At 28.0% G+C, this 15,833-nt stretch carries 18 protein-coding genes; 5 read left to right on the top strand and 13 right to left on the bottom strand.

Annotated features, from left to right (window positions below; genetic code table 11):
* Positions 1-124: 124 nt before the first annotated feature.
* The 3 genes from ACRC28_RS17725 to ACRC28_RS17715 form a co-directional block, all read right to left on the bottom strand.
* Positions 125-298 carry a hypothetical protein gene (locus ACRC28_RS17725; RefSeq protein WP_438544774.1) on the bottom strand — a complete coding sequence of 58 codons (174 nt, stop codon included), beginning with the start codon at positions 296-298 and terminating at the stop codon, positions 125-127.
* A 122-nt stretch (positions 299-420) separates the two neighbouring features.
* Entirely contained in the window at positions 421-1,362 is a 942-nt protein-coding gene (locus ACRC28_RS17720) for an SPFH domain-containing protein (RefSeq protein WP_438544773.1), read from the bottom strand.
* A 1-nt stretch (position 1,363) separates the two neighbouring features.
* Positions 1,364-1,786 carry an NfeD family protein gene (locus ACRC28_RS17715; protein WP_438544772.1) on the bottom strand — a complete coding sequence of 141 codons (423 nt, stop codon included), beginning with the start codon at positions 1,784-1,786 and terminating at the stop codon, positions 1,364-1,366.
* Between the two features lie 217 nt (positions 1,787-2,003).
* On the opposite strand from ACRC28_RS17715, the gene ACRC28_RS17710 reads away from it, so the two are divergent.
* Positions 2,004-3,908 (top strand): NAD(+) synthase, encoded by a 1,905-nt coding sequence (locus tag ACRC28_RS17710; protein ID WP_438544771.1) that lies wholly within the window; start codon positions 2,004-2,006, stop codon positions 3,906-3,908.
* Between the two features lie 36 nt (positions 3,909-3,944).
* Here the strand turns inward: ACRC28_RS17710 and ACRC28_RS17705 are convergent, their stop codons facing one another.
* The 4 genes from ACRC28_RS17705 to ACRC28_RS17690 form a co-directional block, all read right to left on the bottom strand.
* Entirely contained in the window at positions 3,945-4,598 is a 654-nt protein-coding gene (locus ACRC28_RS17705) for an ABC transporter ATP-binding protein (RefSeq protein ID WP_438544775.1), read from the bottom strand.
* A gap of 24 nt (positions 4,599-4,622) precedes the next feature.
* Positions 4,623-5,897, bottom strand: coding sequence for a hypothetical protein (locus ACRC28_RS17700; RefSeq protein ID WP_438544770.1), 1,275 nt, complete (start codon positions 5,895-5,897; stop codon positions 4,623-4,625).
* A 1-nt stretch (position 5,898) separates the two neighbouring features.
* On the bottom strand, positions 5,899-6,948 hold the full coding sequence (locus ACRC28_RS17695; RefSeq protein WP_438544769.1) for an ABC transporter permease: 1,050 nt from the start codon (positions 6,946-6,948) through the stop codon (positions 5,899-5,901).
* Positions 6,949-7,058: 110 nt separating this feature from the next.
* On the bottom strand, positions 7,059-7,706 hold the full coding sequence (locus ACRC28_RS17690) for a deoxynucleoside kinase (RefSeq protein ID WP_438544768.1): 648 nt from the start codon (positions 7,704-7,706) through the stop codon (positions 7,059-7,061).
* A 269-nt stretch (positions 7,707-7,975) separates the two neighbouring features.
* On the opposite strand from ACRC28_RS17690, the gene ACRC28_RS17685 reads away from it, so the two are divergent.
* Positions 7,976-9,550: a DEAD/DEAH box helicase gene (locus tag ACRC28_RS17685; RefSeq protein WP_438544767.1), complete on the top strand. Its 1,575-nt coding sequence runs from the start codon at positions 7,976-7,978 to the stop codon at positions 9,548-9,550.
* 81 nt (positions 9,551-9,631) lie between these two features.
* Here the strand turns inward: ACRC28_RS17685 and ACRC28_RS17680 are convergent, their stop codons facing one another.
* The 5 genes from ACRC28_RS17680 to ACRC28_RS17660 form a co-directional block, all read right to left on the bottom strand.
* The gene (locus tag ACRC28_RS17680) at positions 9,632-10,495 is read right to left on the bottom strand and encodes an NAD(P)/FAD-dependent oxidoreductase (RefSeq protein WP_438544766.1); all 864 of its coding nucleotides are present in this window, start codon (positions 10,493-10,495) and stop codon (positions 9,632-9,634) included.
* Between the two features lie 17 nt (positions 10,496-10,512).
* Positions 10,513-10,824, bottom strand: a complete 312-nt coding sequence (gene trxA / locus ACRC28_RS17675) for a thioredoxin (protein WP_438544765.1) — start codon at positions 10,822-10,824, stop codon at positions 10,513-10,515.
* A gap of 168 nt (positions 10,825-10,992) precedes the next feature.
* Positions 10,993-11,412: a YaaR family protein gene (locus ACRC28_RS17670; protein ID WP_438544764.1), complete on the bottom strand. Its 420-nt coding sequence runs from the start codon at positions 11,410-11,412 to the stop codon at positions 10,993-10,995.
* 60 nt (positions 11,413-11,472) lie between these two features.
* Positions 11,473-12,312 carry a CvfB family protein gene (locus tag ACRC28_RS17665; RefSeq protein ID WP_438544763.1) on the bottom strand — a complete coding sequence of 280 codons (840 nt, stop codon included), beginning with the start codon at positions 12,310-12,312 and terminating at the stop codon, positions 11,473-11,475.
* Positions 12,313-12,329: 17 nt separating this feature from the next.
* The gene (locus ACRC28_RS17660; protein WP_438544762.1) at positions 12,330-12,827 is read right to left on the bottom strand and encodes a gamma carbonic anhydrase family protein; all 498 of its coding nucleotides are present in this window, start codon (positions 12,825-12,827) and stop codon (positions 12,330-12,332) included.
* 116 nt (positions 12,828-12,943) lie between these two features.
* Here ACRC28_RS17660 and ACRC28_RS17655 point away from each other — a divergent pair, with 116 nt between their 5' ends.
* A complete protein-coding gene (locus ACRC28_RS17655; RefSeq protein WP_438544761.1) occupies positions 12,944-13,939 on the top strand; it encodes a histidinol phosphatase in 996 nt (331 codons plus the stop codon).
* On the opposite strand, the gene ACRC28_RS17650 is transcribed toward ACRC28_RS17655, so the two are convergent.
* Positions 13,936-14,277: a hypothetical protein gene (locus ACRC28_RS17650; RefSeq protein ID WP_438544760.1), complete on the bottom strand. Its 342-nt coding sequence runs from the start codon at positions 14,275-14,277 to the stop codon at positions 13,936-13,938. The two genes, ACRC28_RS17655 and ACRC28_RS17650, sit on opposite strands and share 4 nt — an antisense overlap.
* Positions 14,278-14,525: 248 nt before the next feature.
* Here ACRC28_RS17650 and ACRC28_RS17645 point away from each other — a divergent pair, with 248 nt between their 5' ends.
* The gene (locus ACRC28_RS17645) at positions 14,526-14,996 is read left to right on the top strand and encodes an Lrp/AsnC ligand binding domain-containing protein (protein ID WP_438544759.1); all 471 of its coding nucleotides are present in this window, start codon (positions 14,526-14,528) and stop codon (positions 14,994-14,996) included.
* A gap of 162 nt (positions 14,997-15,158) precedes the next feature.
* Complete coding sequence (locus ACRC28_RS17640) at positions 15,159-15,716, top strand: putative ABC transporter permease (protein ID WP_438544758.1); 558 nt, start codon at positions 15,159-15,161, stop codon at positions 15,714-15,716.
* The last annotated feature ends 117 nt before the right edge of the window (positions 15,717-15,833 follow it).

The raw sequence follows: 15,833 nt of genomic DNA, 5'->3' as shown, positions 1-15,833 counted from the left end.
GATTGTCAATACCTTTTGTTTAGAGTAAAAGCTCTCATCTATAAAATTTATTTTTTGTTTAAAATAAAATAAGAGTTATATAAAAGCCCAGACCTCTCTTATATAACCCTTATTAATATGTATTTTAATTATTAGTTTCTAAATTTATTTCCTTTGTTACTGCCTCTATAGTTTGTTTTGAGTTTGTCCCATTAGTTTTTTTTATTACTTCAAGCTTTGCCCCTTTTGTAAAGCTATAGCCTACTCCTATAAATACTACCACTGCTATCATCACTAATACAATTATTATTTTTCTCATCCACGAAACCCTCCAGTCATTAATTATTTTATGACTAAAATTTTCTTTTTTCAACCTTTATTCTTTTTATTTACAAATACTTAACAAAAACCCCTATATTTTTTACAATATAGAGGCTTTTTTTATTTATTTTCTTTTAACATATCTGCTATTGCAGCTATGCTTCCTAATGATGAAAGACTTTCTGTTGGTAATATTAACTTATTAGCAGGTCCTGTAGCCATTTCTTTAAGTGCTTCTACTTGTTTAAGTGCTATTACTCTTTCATCAGTTCCTGATTCAATAATAGCTCCATTTACTTTTTTAATAGCTTCTGCCTCTGCCGCTGCTATAGCTTCAATAGCCTTTGCTTTACCTTCCGCTTCTAAAAGTTGTGACTCTTTAAGTCCTTCTGCTCTTCTTATTTGAGCTTCTTTTTGTGCTTCTGCTTCTAAAATTCTTGATTGCTTTTCTCCTTCTGCTTTCTCAATTTGAGACTGTCTTTGACCTTCTGCTTGCAAAATCATAGCTCTCTTATCTCGTTCAGCTTTCATTTGCTTTTCCATAGCATTTTGAATTTCAGCTGGAGGAACTATATTTTTAATTTCTACTGAAAGTATTTTTATACCGTAAGCATCAGTAATCTCATCAATTATCATTAAAAGCTCTTGGTTTATTTTATCTCTTCCTGATAAAACTTCATCTAAACTCATATTTCCTATTAAATTTCTAATATTTGTTGTAGCTGAATATACAATACCAGCTTTAAAATTTTCTATGTTATATACTGCATCTCTTGCATTTATCAATTTATAAAAAATAACATTATCTACTGATATTTTAACATTATCCTTAGTTATAACACTTTGAGGATCTACATCTAAAATTTGTTGTTTGGTTGAAACTTTTTTTCTTACAAAATCAGCAAATGGAATTGTAAAATGCCATCCTGGCTCTAGAACTCTATGAAATTGTCCAAATCTTTCTACTACATAAAGATATCCTGTATTAACTATCTTTATTGATGATAAAAGTGCTATCAAAATAATAACTAATATAACTATTGGAATAATATACCCTAACATTTTAATCTCTCCTCTTTTTTTCTATTTTTAATTTGCTTCCTTGAATTCCTATAACTTTAAATTCTTCGCCTTTTAATATTTTCTCACCTTCATTTATTGCTGTCCAATAAACTCCACTAATTTTTACAAGCCCTGTTTTTTCAATAGTTTCTTCCACTTTATAAGTTTTTCCTATATATTCCTCTTCCATAGTTTTTACCCGTTTCGTACTCTCTTTTAGCTTTTTCTTTACTACTGGATATAAGAATATTATTAATAGAATACTTACAACACAAAATATTATTATTTGCCCTAAAGTTCCAATCCCTAACCACTTACCTACAAGTGCTCCTATAGAACCTATAGAAAATGAACAAAATAAAAATTGACTCGTTAGTAAATCTATTAATACACCACCTACAACAACTGCTATCCAAAAGACCATTTTTCTTCCTCCTTCCATTTTCCATTTCTTTACTTTATAATATATCCTTTTTTAACCTTTTACAATTTCCAATTTACTCCATTAAGTGTTATTTATTACCTTTTAACTCTTTCTACTCTCCTTTTCTCTTCTTTTCATTGATTTTCTAATATTTTCATTTTATTATTTATATATAATATGAAAATAATAAATATATATTTATTTAGGAGTTGATATAATGGATTTTTTAAAAGTTAGTTCTGCTTGCCCTAAAACAAGGGTATCAGACATAGATTATAACCTTACTAATATTTTAAGCTGTATCGATGAAGCTGTTACAAATAATTCTAAATTAATAGTTTTTCCTGAGCTTTCATTAACATCTTATACTTGTGCTGATTTATTTTTAAATAATGCACTTTTATCTAAAAGTTCTGAAGGTATAGAAACGTTATTAAACAAAACTAAAGACTTAGATATTTTAATCGCCTTAGGTGCTCCCCTTTTAGATAATAATATCCTTTATAATTGTGCCTTCATTATCTTTAAAGGAAAAATACTTGGAATTGTTCCAAAATCATATATTCCAAATTACAATGAGTTTTATGAGAAAAGATGGTTTACTGAAGGCTTAAATATAAAAGATAGTTTTGTAGATTTTTCTTTCCAAGAAAACATTCCTTTTGGAACAAACTTAATCTTCGATGCTGGTGCTGCCAAATTTGGATTTGAAATTTGCGAAGACCTTTGGGTTACAATTCCACCAAGTTCATACCTTTCTTTAATTGGTGCTAATATAATAGGAAATCTTTCTGCTTCTAATGAATTAGTTTCAAAGAAAGATTATAGAAAAAGCCTTATTCAAAATCAAAGTGCTAGATGTATGTCTTCTTATATTTATTCATCAGCCGGGGTTCATGAATCTACAACTGATCTTTTATTTAGTGGACATTTATTAATATCTGAAAATGGTTCTATATTAAAAGAAAATAATAGATTCAATCGTGAAAATGAAGTTATTTATAGTATTGTAGATTTATTTAAACTTAATTCTGAAAGATTAAAAAACTTAAGTTTTAGAGATGGAAGCAAAAGCTTAAATATTAGACCAACTACTGTTAAGTTTAAATTTGATAATACTACTATCCATAATTTTGATAAATTCATAGATAAACATCCTTTTGTTCCATCTAATCTTTTAGAACGTTCTGAAAGATGTATGGAAATTTTCAACATTCAATCTGCAGCATTAGCTAAAAGATTAGAACATACAGGCCTAAAAAAAGCTGTAATTGGAATTTCAGGTGGACTTGATTCAACACTTGCTTTACTTGTTATTTATAAAACTTTTAAGCTTTTAGGATATGATAGTAAAGATATTATAACTATAACAATGCCAGGGTTTGGTACTACTGATAGAACTTATAATAACGCCTTAGATTTATGTAAAGAATTAAGCTGTGATTTACGTGAAATAAACATTGTAGATGCAGCCCTTCAACATTTCAAAGATATTGGTCATGATAAAGAAATTCATGATGTAACTTATGAAAATGTTCAGGCTAGAGAAAGAACTCAAATTCTTATGGATTTAGCAAATAAAGAAGCTGGGCTTTTAATTGGAACTGGTGATTTATCAGAACTTGCTTTAGGTTGGTGCACTTATAATGGTGACCATATGTCAATGTACTCTGTTAATCCATCAATCCCTAAAACTCTTGTAAGATATTTAGTACAGTATGTAGCTGAAAATGAATCTACTGAAAAAGTAAAAGCTACACTTTTAGACATATTAGATACTCCAGTCAGCCCTGAATTATTACCATCAGATAACGAAGGTAATATCGCCCAAAAAACTGAAGATATAGTAGGACCTTATGAATTACATGATTTCTTCCTATATCACTTTATGAAAAATGGCTCTTCAAAAGAAAGAATCTTCTTCTTAGCAAAACATGCTTTTAAAGAAGATTATACTGAAGAAGAAATTAAGAAATGGTTAGATAAATTTATGTGGAGATTCTTTAGTCAACAATTTAAAAGAAGTGCTCTTCCTGATGGTCCAAAGGTTGGTTCAATTTCCTTAAGTCCTAGAGGCGACTTAAGAATGCCGTCTGATGCTTCAGTAAATTCATTTAAATAATTATATAAAAAAGGAACTACTTAAAATAGTTCCTTTTTATACATATATTTCTTCTAAAATTTTCCCATCACAAATTTCTATTACTCTATTGCATTTCTTTGCAATTTTCATATCATGTGTAACTATTATGACTGTTCTCCCCGCTTTATTTATATCACTTAAAATACTCATAATTTTTTCACTATTTTTGCTATCTAATGCTCCTGTTGGTTCATCTGCAAGAATTATTTTAGGATTATTTACAAGTGCTCGTGCTATTGCTACTCTTTGCTTTTGTCCTCCCGAAATTTCCTTTGGTGTTTTATTTATATGCTCCTCAAGTCCTAATTTTTTTAATTGTTCAATTGCTCTTTTTTTCATTTTCTTTTTATTTTTAGAATAACTTATAGGCACTTCTACATTCTCTACTAATGTGTAGTCATCTATCAAATTAAAATTTTGAAATACAAACCCAATCTCACTATTTCTTATGTCTGCAAGTTCATCTATAGTATTCCCCTCTATATTTTTATCATCTAAATAATACTCACCTTTAGTTTGTTTATCCATAAGTCCTAATATGTTTAATAAAGTTGTTTTCCCTGAACCTGATGTTCCAACTATAGAAATAAACTCTCCTTCTTCTATTTTTAAATTTATTTCCTTTAATACACTTTCTTTATTATTTTTATAACCATATTCTTTACATATGCCTTCAAGTCTTATACTTGCCATCTATACATCCCTCCTCAGTCCTAAAACACTTCTATTATTAAGGTTCATAAGTGGTATTATTGTTACCAATATTACAATAATTCCTGTTAATATCAAATTTTTAATTATCTCTTCCATTCCTATATAATCTCCATAATTTACAAAAATAAATATTTGAGATACTATAAATGCCATAACACAAATTATTATACTTTCAATTATCATTTCTAATATAATTTTTTTTAATTTAGCACCACAGCTTATCTTCACTATAATTTCTTTTTTTCTGCTATTAATTCTACCAACCATTATTGCTGATACTCCTATAATAGATAATATTATTATGACTCCACCTAAAAGCTCTGAAGTATTTTTTCTATCACTTAGAATTTTCACTCCCCTATTATATTCTTCCTCAAAACTATCTTTCTCAATATAAAATCCCTCTTCCTTAGCTACTTGATTTAATCTTCCTTCTATTTCCACTATCTTAGCTTTATTTTCTACTGTTACAAATACCCCATATTGAGAAATTAATGTTGCTGTATCAATCCATGCTATATCGTTTACTATTGGAATAATTGCACCAAAGTTTGTCATATACATCCCAGAAATAGGATTATAATCATTTAACACTAATAAATCATCCTCTTCGTAAAATCCTATGACTTCAAATTTTATCTCTTGAAACGCATCACTTTCATTAGAACTTAAATCTGGTATAACTCTTGAAGCCTCGTCCCCAATCTTTAATATCCCCTTGTATTCCTCACCAATTATAATTGGAATATTTTCTTTTTTACCTTCTATTATAAAATCTTCATCTTCAAACCCTCTTCCCTCACTAATTTTAATATTATATTTATCATATATATTTTTATCAACCATTACTTCAACGCCATACTTCGCAAGTCCCTCTCTACTCATCTCTCTATACTTTTCTGGTAGAGTTCCTTCATCACTCAATTTTTCAACCGCTGCATTTGTTCCCATTCCATAATATAAATAGTGCTCATCTATTAACCCTTCCTCTCTAAGTTTCTTTATTTCATCATATACCTTTAATGCTTTAGTATATTTTGTAGTATCAAGATCTGCACCTTCTGAATAAGTATTTACTCTAATAAGCATAGCATCATTGAAATCAAAAAATCTTCCTAGGTTATATTTTAATTTTTCTTCCTCAATTTTTGATATATTAGCTGTATTTATCAAGTACAATCCTACTGAAAATTGAATTACCATAAGAAAAGTAATAACTTTCATTTTTGATAATGATTTTAAAGCATTTCTCACCCTAGTCCCCCCTTAAAACTTCTATTACATTTAAATTTGATAGGTATATAAGTGATGGAATTGATATTAAAAATGCTACAATTAAAACTAATCCACTAGCTTGAATAAAAGTTAATACATTAAATTTCAAACTAAGCCCTGCTATATACCCACTATAAAACCTGCTTATACAAATATAACTGCTCCAAGCTACCATCATACTTATTCCTCCTATAAGTACAAGTTCTTTTAAGTAAAGCCTTCTTAAATCACTATTTTTTCCACCAAGTGCCTTCCTTATAGATAACTCTTTCTTTCTACCATTTATCCAAAAAGCCGTTATTCCAATAGAATTTATAATTGTAATAAGAAGAATAAGCATAGTTGCCTCTAAAAAAGCAGTAACCTCTTCATTTCTATCTTCCTTCATATAATCAAATATATTTATTTTTGCATTTGTAATATTATCTTTTAAAATTCCTATACATTTTTCTAAATTTTCTTTTTCTCCTCTAATAAAAATTCTAAAAAGCCCAAAACTCAGGCTTTCTTCTCCTACTTTTTCAAAGAACACTTTATTAGAAAAAACTATATTTTTTTCTAAATCATCAAAGACTCCTTTTACTTCAAATGTTCTAATCCCTTCCTCAAATCCGTTTATATCAATTAATTTCTTCTCATTATCTAGCATTTTTGAAATCATTACTTGATTTTCATTATTCTTAATATCTTCCGCATTAAATTTTGTTCCACTTGAAATATTATTCCAATTAGTGAGACCATTACCTATAAGTTCAGTTGATATGATAAGCTTTTCATACTCATCATAAAATTGTATCTCTAAGCTTATGTCTTCATTTTCTAAAAGTTTTTGCACTTCTTTATAATTAACTTCCTCTTTACTTAAAAATCCAATCTCCTTATTGTTTTCTACATTATACTTTTTTAACATTTCATTCTTATTATTGAATATAGTCATAGCTATTATAAAAACAAGTATAGATACGCTAAATGCTATTATCAAATATATAGTCGACCATTTATTTTTTAAAACCCTCTTTAATAAATTCATTACTCCCCCTCCTTAAAAACAGTGTATCACACATCTTTTCAATTGGAAATATTTGGTTTTAACCCTCATGAAAAAGAGGTTATCCTTTTGAATAGCCTCTTTTAATATTCTTATATATTAATTCCTATTTTCTTTTCTACTAATTTAATTAGTTCTTCTTTATCTTTTTCATTATTAACAACATCCATCTTGTCCATGTCAATTATAAGTACATCTGATGCATTGTAATAATTCATAACCCAATTGTCATAATCTTTCCATAAGAAGTGGTAATAATCTTTTAAGTCTTCACTTAATTCAAATTCTCTTCCTCTAGTATTTATTCTATTTAATACAGTTTCGAATGAACCTTTTAAATAAACCATTAAATCTGGTGCTTTTTTAGGAATTTCTTTTAATTCTTCCATCATATTATTTAGAAGGTCTTCATATATTTGCATTTCTAATTCTGATATTCTACCAAGCTCCATATTCTTTTTAGCAAAATACCAATCTTCATATATTGATCTATCTAATACATTATTATCTTGTACTAAAGCTTCTTTTATACTTTTAAATCTTGTATTTAAAAAATATAATTGCAATAAAAAAGGATATCTATTCTTACTTATTTCTTCTTCTGTCTCACTATAAAATAGTGGTAATATTGGATTATCATCTACACTTTCATAAAATATATCTGAATTTAAATGTTCTCCTAATATTTTTGCAACTGAACTTTTACCAAGTCCAATCATTCCTCCAACAACTATCACCATGACTCACCTTGCCCTTTTCTTTAAAATATTCTTCTATAAGAATACAAATTTTCCTCTTTTTCGTCAATATTCTTCTTTTATTTTTATATGGAATAATTTTTAATTCCTTTTCTTTTCTGCTATTTTAAAGGCTTTTAAGGGTATTCCCATTTTTTATTTGAATTGCTTCCTTTACAATCTATACTCCTATAAGATATACTTAGTAAGTTGAGACAAAAAAGATATTAATATTTTTTATATAAAATACATACAAACGAAGGGAAATATGAATGGAAAATTTAAAATTTGAAAATTTAAACCTTAAACCGTCATTAATGCAAGCTATTAATGATCTAGGATATGAAAGTCCGTCACAAATACAAGCACAAACTATACCACTAGCTTCTGAAGGATTTGACCTTATTGGGCAAGCACAAACTGGTACTGGTAAGACTGCTGCATTTGGTCTTTCTATATTAAATAACTTTGAAAAAACTAATGGAATCGCTTCTATAATACTTACACCAACTAGAGAACTTGCTATTCAAGTTTATGAAGAGCTAAAAAAGCTTTCTAAATACGAAAAAGTTAATGTTTTACCAGTTTATGGTGGAGACTCTATTCAAAAGCAAATAAAAGCTTTAAGTGGTCACGTTGATATAGTTGTTGGAACTCCTGGTAGAGTTTTAGACCTTATAAAAAGAAAAAGACTTCATTTAGATAAAGTTCAGTTCTTAGTTTTAGACGAAGCTGATGAAATGTTAAATATGGGATTCATAGATGATATTGAGAGTGTTATAAAAGAATTACCTGAGGACAGACAAACACTTTTATTCTCTGCTACTATGCCTCCTCAAATAAAGAAACTTGCAAACAGATATATGAAATCTGATTCAAAGCATATCGAAATTAAAAAAGTTGCTATGACAGTTTCAAGAATAAAACAAGTTGCATTCTTTGTAGATCACAGAAATAAATTTGAAGCTTTATGTAGAGTTTTAGATTTCGATGCTCCTGAATTTGCAATTATATTCTGTAAAACTAAAAAAGGTGTTGATGAATTAGTTCAAAGCATGCAAGCTAAAAACTATGTAGTTGAAGGTATGCACGGTGACATGACTCAAATGCACAGAACTAAAACACTTAAGAGATTTAAAGAAGGTTCTTTAAACTTCTTAGTTGCAACAGATGTTGCTGCTAGAGGAATTGACGTTGAAGGTGTAACTCACGTTATTAACTATGACTTAACTCAAGATGTTGAATCATATGTTCATAGAATTGGAAGAACAGGAAGAGCTAACAGAGAAGGTACTGCATACTCTTTCATTACACCAAGAGAAAACTCAATGCTTAGAGATATTAAGAGAGTAACTAAAGCTGAAATAACTAAAGGAACACTTCCAACAGTTAATGAAATTTTAGAGCAAAAGCTTAATAGTAAGTACTTCAAAATAGAAGAAACTTTAAATAATAAAGCTTATAAAAAATATCTTCCATTAGCTATGAATATATTAGAAAACTTTGAGCCAATTGATGCTGTTGCTGCATTATTAAAAATGGAATTTGATAAAGAAATGTCATTTGAATACAAATCTGACTCTTTAAATTCTGCTGAAGGAAGCTCAGAAGTTAGATTATTCTTCTCTATTGGTAAGAGAGATAACTTAAACAAAAAATCTTTAATCAACTTTATTGCAAATAGAGCTAAGATTAAAGGAAGCAAAATAAATAATATCGATATATTAGATAACTTTACATTTGTTTCAGTTGAAAATGATGTAAAAGATAAAGTAATGGAAAAATGCTCTGGTATTAAATTAAACGGTAGAAGAGTTAATATAGAAGTTGCTACTAAGAAAAGATAATTATTTTAAGGTTACTAAATTAATTTAGTAACCTTATTTTTTTGCAAAAAAATAAAGCTAGAAATTTTTCTAGCTTTACTTTTACATATTGTTTTCAGCTAAGTAATTTACTGCACTTAATGCTGCAATATTTCCTTCTCCTGCTGATTTTATATATTGATATGGTTTTCCTATACAATCTCCTGCTGCATAGCATCCCTTTATATTAGTTCTCATTAATCTATCAACCTTAATATGTCCATCTTCTATTTCTAGCCCTGGAACTAACTGTGTTGGTGGAACTGCATTTTTAAGTAAGAATACTCCATCAGTATTTATTTCTTCACCTGATTTTAAAACTACTTTAGAAACCTTTGATTCTCCAACAATTTCTTTTGGTCTTTCATTTACTAAATTAATACTTGAATCTAATTTCATATCACCTTTATACATGGGAATATAGTTTACATTGCTTGCAAGTTCTGAAACAAAGTTTGCTTCTTCTTCGCCTTCTTTAGAGTAAGAAATTATTGTAACTTCTTTTCCTCTATAAAGTGGAGCATCACAAGTTGCACAGTATCCTACACCTTTTCCTAAGAATTCTTCTTCTCCTGGTAAAGGTCTTGTATATTCTATTCCTGTCGCTAATATAACAGTTTTTGCTTCATACATCTTTTGGTTAACCATTAATGTGAAATAGTCTCCCATTGAATATACATTATTAACTCTTTCTTCTATTATTTCTATTTCCATTTCTTTTATATGATTTTGGAAATTTTTAAGTAAATCTTTTCCCTTAATTGAGCTAAATCCTAAATAATTGTTGATAGCTGGTGCTAAAGCTAATTTAGTACTTATCTCTTTGCTTCCAAAAATTATAAAAGACTTATTTCTTATTCTTGCATTTAGTGCCGCTGAAATTCCAGCTGGGCCACTTCCTATAATTGCAATATCATATCTTTCCATTTTATATCATCCCTATTTTATCTAGCTTTATCTATAGCTGCTATTATTTGGTCTTTTGGTAAAAATCCTACTACTGTTTGCATATCTTTTCCATCTTTAAATACTTTCATAGTTGGAATACTTTGAATTCCATATGCACTTGCTGTTTCTGGACTTTCATCTACATCAACTTTTACTATCTTTACATCACTTAATTCGTTGCTTAACTCTTCTAATATTGGAGCTAACATTTTACAAGGTCCACACCATGTAGCAAAAAAGTCTACTAAAACTAATCCTTTTTCTTCTAAAACTTCTTGTTTAAAATTTGTATCATTAATAATTTTCATTTTTCTTCCTCCTATATACCCCTTAGGGGTATCCTTTTTTTTTAATTTTAATCCTTTTTATTTTTTTAGTCAACCCTTTCACTTTATTTTGCTTTTCTACTCTATATTTTATTCTATTTATATATAATTTATTGTAATTTAGTTCTTTTTGATAACATTTTATTCATTTTATCTATATATATCTACTAATAATCCTTGAATTTCATCTACAGTACTTGCAATATTTATATGTTCCATTTCTTCATCTATAAATGCTTTTGTAAGCTCTTCTAATTTTCCATCTATAGTTTCCACTGTTATAAAGTATTGTGTCTGCCAAAAGCTTATATCCTTCTTATTTTCATACATATATTGAAGCACAGACTCTAAGTATTCTTTTATAAGCTTTTTATATCCCATTACATCACCATAGGTTTTGCTTATAGTCAGCCTGTCCCCTTTCTTCTTTATATTACCCATCATTTTTTTTAATTCTTCTTCTGATTTTCTCTCTTTTGCATCACTAAAGCTTTGTGAAAAATCTTTTCTATTAGATATATTTTTAGTTTCTGTTCTTAAACTACTTCCCCTAACTCTTCCTATTTCCATATTTACCCTCTCTTTTTTCTTTTAAAAATAGCTGCTTTTATCTAAAAGCAGCTTATTTTTTTATTTTATAAGTTCAGTTCCTTCAGAACTTTGTTTTATTTTTCCTTCTTTCATTAATCCACCTAGTGCCATTTTAAAGTAATTTTTACTTGTTTTAAACACTTCTTTTATATCTTCTGGATTTGATTTATCATTAAATACCATAAATCCACCATGTTTTTCTAGATAGTTTAAAATATTTTCTCTAATTTCTTCTCTTGCATCTAATCTTTTCTTTCTTGTAGATAATCCAATTACTCCATCTTCATATACTCTTTTCACTCTAGCTTCTACAGTCTCTCCTGGATATATAATATCATTATGCTCATTTCCAAGGATTATCCCTCTATACTTCCCTTCTATACACACCTTTAGTGTTTCTCCACCACTTCTTGCATAAGTAACACATGATACAGCCTCATCTACCTTAAACATATCTTCTTCTGCCATATCTAAGTAATCGTCTATTTCTGTTGTTCCTGCAAGTCTTCCTGTTTTATCTATATATGCATATATAAGATATTTCTTTCCTTTTAAAAGCTTATATCTTTGTTCTCTCATCGGAACAAAAAGATCTTTTTCTATTCCGTTATTTAAAAATGTTCCAAATGGACTTTCTGATACAACCTCTAAATGTCCTACTTCCCCTACTGTAATTATAGGTTTTTTCATAGTTGCAACCATTCTATCCGTTGAATCTATATAAACAAAAACCTCTAACTCATCTCCAATGCTTAGCTTTGATCCCTTTGCTAAAATCTTTGGAAGTAACACTTCATCTCCTTGCTCATCAATTAAAAAGAATCCAAACTCTCTTTCTTTATTTACTTTTACTTTATTATATTTACCTACTTTAATCATTTTTTTCTCCTAAACTTTTAATATTTTTTACTTATTTCCACATAATGCTTTGCTGATTCTCTAATTCCTAATATTTCTTCTTCTTTTAATTTCCTTACTGCACGTGCAGGACTTCCTATTATTAAAACCCCTTCTTCAAACTCTTTATGTTCAGTTACTAAAGCACCTGCTCCAACAATAGAGTTTTTAGATATTTTTGCACCATTTAAAATAATAGCTCCCATTCCAATTAAGACATTTTCTTCTATTTCACATCCATGTATAATTGCTCCATGTCCAACAGTTACATTATTCCCTACTGTAACATCATAGTTAACATCTCCATGAACCACAGAATTTTCTTGTATATTAGATTCTTTTCCAATATGAATTTTGCTCATATCTCCACGTAATCTAGCACCAAACCAAATACTCGAATCTTGTTCTATTATAACATCTCCTATTATATCTGCACTTTCTGATATATATGTATTTTCTCTTATTTCAGGTTCTTTTCCATCAAATTTTAGAATCAAAAAACTCACCTCTTTATGTTTATATATTTATTTTATCATTTAAAGCTTTTATTGTCATTATTCCCACACCTCTTAGACTATATATAATATAGAAATAATTTATTAAGGATAGACTTATGCCAAATATAACTTCTGAAAAAAATATAAATAATTTTATTAATGAACATTCCTTTTACTATGGATTTGTTCATACACATAGCTCCTATTCAATTGGAAATCACTCTCCTCTTGAATGTTTTAATCTTGCTTATAGAAGTAATCTTCACTTCTTAATGATTTCTGATCATAGCGATTTTTTAGACCAAAATTCTGAAAAATGGAATAAAGCTTTAGAACAAACTTATCGTTTAAATAAAAAACGTGAAAATTTCACCGCAATTTATGGGTTTGAAGGAAAATCTGAAGCCCTTGGAGATTTAAATATTTTAAACTCAAACACCTTCTTTAAAGGTACTTTAAAAGATTTAAAACTACTTCCTCTATGGATGATTAAAAATAGGGATGCTATCTTAATCATCAGCAATCCTTTAAAGCCCATTTTAAGCCACGACTATCATCCTATTATAAAGAGCTTGCTTTCTTGCATAGAAGTCACTAGCGGGCTTAATAATAGGTATATTCGTCGTGATAAATATTACCTTAAGCTTTTAGATAAAGGTTTGTTTCTTTCTCCTGTAAATGGATTAACGGAAGCTAAGCTTAATTTTTCAGATACTGAAAATTTAACATGCATAATTTCTAATAAAAACACTAAAGAAGCTTTACTTCAGGCTATTCGCTTAAGAAGGGTTTATTGTACTGAATCTAGAACGCTTCAATTAATGTTTTTTATAAATAATCATTTTATGGGTGATTTTATAGAACGAAGCTCCGTTTTAAATTTTACAATTTTAGTTGAAGATAAAAATTATTTTGTTAATCGAATTGATATCATTTCAAGTGGTGGAAATGTTATTCATTCAATTAAGGATCTCCAACTAAAAAAAATACGCTATCTTTATAATCACATTCCAGCCATTAATGAGGATTGGTATGTATTAAAAATTTATCAAGAAACTGATAAAATATCTATAAGCTCACCTATATTCATAAAAAAAAATCCAAAGGTCTAAGCCTTTGGATTTTTTTCGTTTTTCATATTTTTCACTCTGTTTGGTTTTGCTTTAGGCTTGTTTTTTATAACCTTATCCTTAGCTTTTGGTCCACCAGTTTGGTGAATATCTAAGAACCATAAGAATGCTATTATTATTAATGGTGTTGAAATTAATCCAAACCATGTTTCCGTTACTTTTCCCGATAACTGTATTAAAAATAATATTATTGCAATAACTAATGGAACAAACTTATTTACTCTTACCTTTGGAAATACATATTGCTTACATAGGAATAATATTCCTAGTGTAACTGCTAATAATATAACAAAAGTTATTATAGTTGTTATTATACTCATCTAATTTATGCCCTCCTAAACCGCTTTCTACTATATATAGTAATTTAAAATAAACTTTTTTTCAATACTTTAACAATTTATTTTATTTATATATTGCCATTAATTATATCTTTTTCACCACTTATTTATTAAAATAATAATATTTGATAAATATTTTAAACATTTTCCAATTTACACTTTATAAATTGTCATTTTTTTGTTAAAATAGATTACGATTTATATATTTATCAGATTACTGAGGTGATAATATGGCTAACAATAATAATAATTTACAATTAGATGAATTAGATCTTCAAATATTAGATTTACTTATTAAAGATTGTAGAACTCCATATTTAGAAATCGCTAGAATTTGCCATGTTAGTGGTGGTACTATTCACGTGCGTATGAAGAAAATGGAAGACATGGGAATTATAAAAGGTACTAGAATTATACTAAACCTTCCTAAACTAGGATACGATGTATGCTGTTTCGTAGGTATTTTTGTTGATAAAACATCTTCTTTCGATTTTGTTTTTGATGAAATGCAAAAAATTAAAGAAGTTGTTGAACTTCATATAACAACTGGTGCTTACTCAATGTTTGCCAAGGTTATATGCAAAAACATAAGTGATCTTCAAGAAATACTTATGAATAAAATAAACACTATCGATGGTATTCAAAGAACTGATACTTTCATTTCATTAAATCAACCAATCGATAGAAATATAACTTTATAGTCGATTCTTTATATTATTAAAATAATACTTTTTAAAATAAGTAATTTCTTATCTTAAAAAGTATTTTTTAATTTGAAGTAATTTAAAAGTTTATTTTTTATTAAGTTTCATTTAAGGTTACTCCACTATAATTAGTTTAATAGATTAATTTAGGAGGATGCTATGGACATTAATACTTTTGTTTTAGTATTTTTTATATATTCTTTTTTAGGATGGTGCATTGAGGTTACGTATCAATATTTTAAACATAAAACTTTCATAAACCGTGGTTTTTTAAACGGACCATTTTGTCCTATCTACGGATTTTGTGCAACAATTATAGTTTTATGCTTATCAAGTATTTCTTTAGGTGTTCTTCCACTATTTATTCTAACTTCAGTTTTAACTTCTGTTGTAGAATATGCAACTAGTTATTTTTTAGAAAAATGTTTTTCTTTAAAATGGTGGGATTATTCTGAAGACCCATTAAATTTACAAGGAAGAGTGTGTTTTCATTTTTCTTTAGCCTGGGGATTAGGTTCTGTTTTTGTTATTAAAGTTCTTAACCCACTAATCGTTGATTCACTAAACAATCTTACTATTGGTACATTAGAATTTCTAGCTATTTTAATTGTTACATATCTTTCAATTGATTTTTGCTTCACTTTATATAAATTAATTATGGAAAAAAGAAAAATTTTAATTAGCGATAATAATTTTGATTATACAGATAAATATTAAAAGGGGCTGTCGCACTAAAAAGTAGTGCACAGTTCCTTTTTTATACAAAAAAACAAATCCCTAACTTCGAAAAAGTTAGGGATTCTGATAAAATGTTTGTATGCTTAAAACCAACAT

Origin of the sequence: Clostridium sp. (assembly GCF_051650885.1) — a bacterium.
Classification (GTDB): domain Bacteria; phylum Bacillota; class Clostridia; order Clostridiales; family Clostridiaceae; genus Clostridium.
Note: the sequence above shows the minus strand (reverse complement) of the source record. Positions and strands in the feature narration are given on the sequence as shown.

What these genes read in the sequence shown, in the direction of transcription:
- ACRC28_RS17665 (WP_438544763.1), bottom strand. Translation starts at nt 12,312, where the DNA reads ATGATTAAAGTAGGTAAATATAATAAAGTAAAAGTAAATAAAGAAAGA.
- ACRC28_RS17725 (WP_438544774.1), bottom strand. Translation starts at nt 298, where the DNA reads ATGAGAAAAATAATAATTGTATTAGTGATGATAGCAGTGGTAGTATTT.
- ACRC28_RS17655 (WP_438544761.1), top strand. Translation starts at nt 12,944, where the DNA reads ATGCCAAATATAACTTCTGAAAAAAATATAAATAATTTTATTAATGAA.
- ACRC28_RS17695 (WP_438544769.1), bottom strand. Translation starts at nt 6,948, where the DNA reads ATGAATTTATTAAAGAGGGTTTTAAAAAATAAATGGTCGACTATATAT.
- ACRC28_RS17690 (WP_438544768.1), bottom strand. Translation starts at nt 7,706, where the DNA reads ATGGTGATAGTTGTTGGAGGAATGATTGGACTTGGTAAAAGTTCAGTT.
- ACRC28_RS17650 (WP_438544760.1), bottom strand. Translation starts at nt 14,277, where the DNA reads ATGAGTATAATAACAACTATAATAACTTTTGTTATATTATTAGCAGTT.
- trxA (WP_438544765.1), bottom strand. Translation starts at nt 10,824, where the DNA reads ATGAAAATTATTAATGATACAAATTTTAAACAAGAAGTTTTAGAAGAA.
- ACRC28_RS17670 (WP_438544764.1), bottom strand. Translation starts at nt 11,412, where the DNA reads ATGGAAATAGGAAGAGTTAGGGGAAGTAGTTTAAGAACAGAAACTAAA.
- ACRC28_RS17715 (WP_438544772.1), bottom strand. Translation starts at nt 1,786, where the DNA reads ATGGTCTTTTGGATAGCAGTTGTTGTAGGTGGTGTATTAATAGATTTA.
- ACRC28_RS17685 (WP_438544767.1), top strand. Translation starts at nt 7,976, where the DNA reads ATGGAAAATTTAAAATTTGAAAATTTAAACCTTAAACCGTCATTAATG.
- ACRC28_RS17640 (WP_438544758.1), top strand. Translation starts at nt 15,159, where the DNA reads ATGGACATTAATACTTTTGTTTTAGTATTTTTTATATATTCTTTTTTA.
- ACRC28_RS17645 (WP_438544759.1), top strand. Translation starts at nt 14,526, where the DNA reads ATGGCTAACAATAATAATAATTTACAATTAGATGAATTAGATCTTCAA.
- ACRC28_RS17680 (WP_438544766.1), bottom strand. Translation starts at nt 10,495, where the DNA reads ATGGAAAGATATGATATTGCAATTATAGGAAGTGGCCCAGCTGGAATT.
- ACRC28_RS17710 (WP_438544771.1), top strand. Translation starts at nt 2,004, where the DNA reads ATGGATTTTTTAAAAGTTAGTTCTGCTTGCCCTAAAACAAGGGTATCA.
- ACRC28_RS17720 (WP_438544773.1), bottom strand. Translation starts at nt 1,362, where the DNA reads ATGTTAGGGTATATTATTCCAATAGTTATATTAGTTATTATTTTGATA.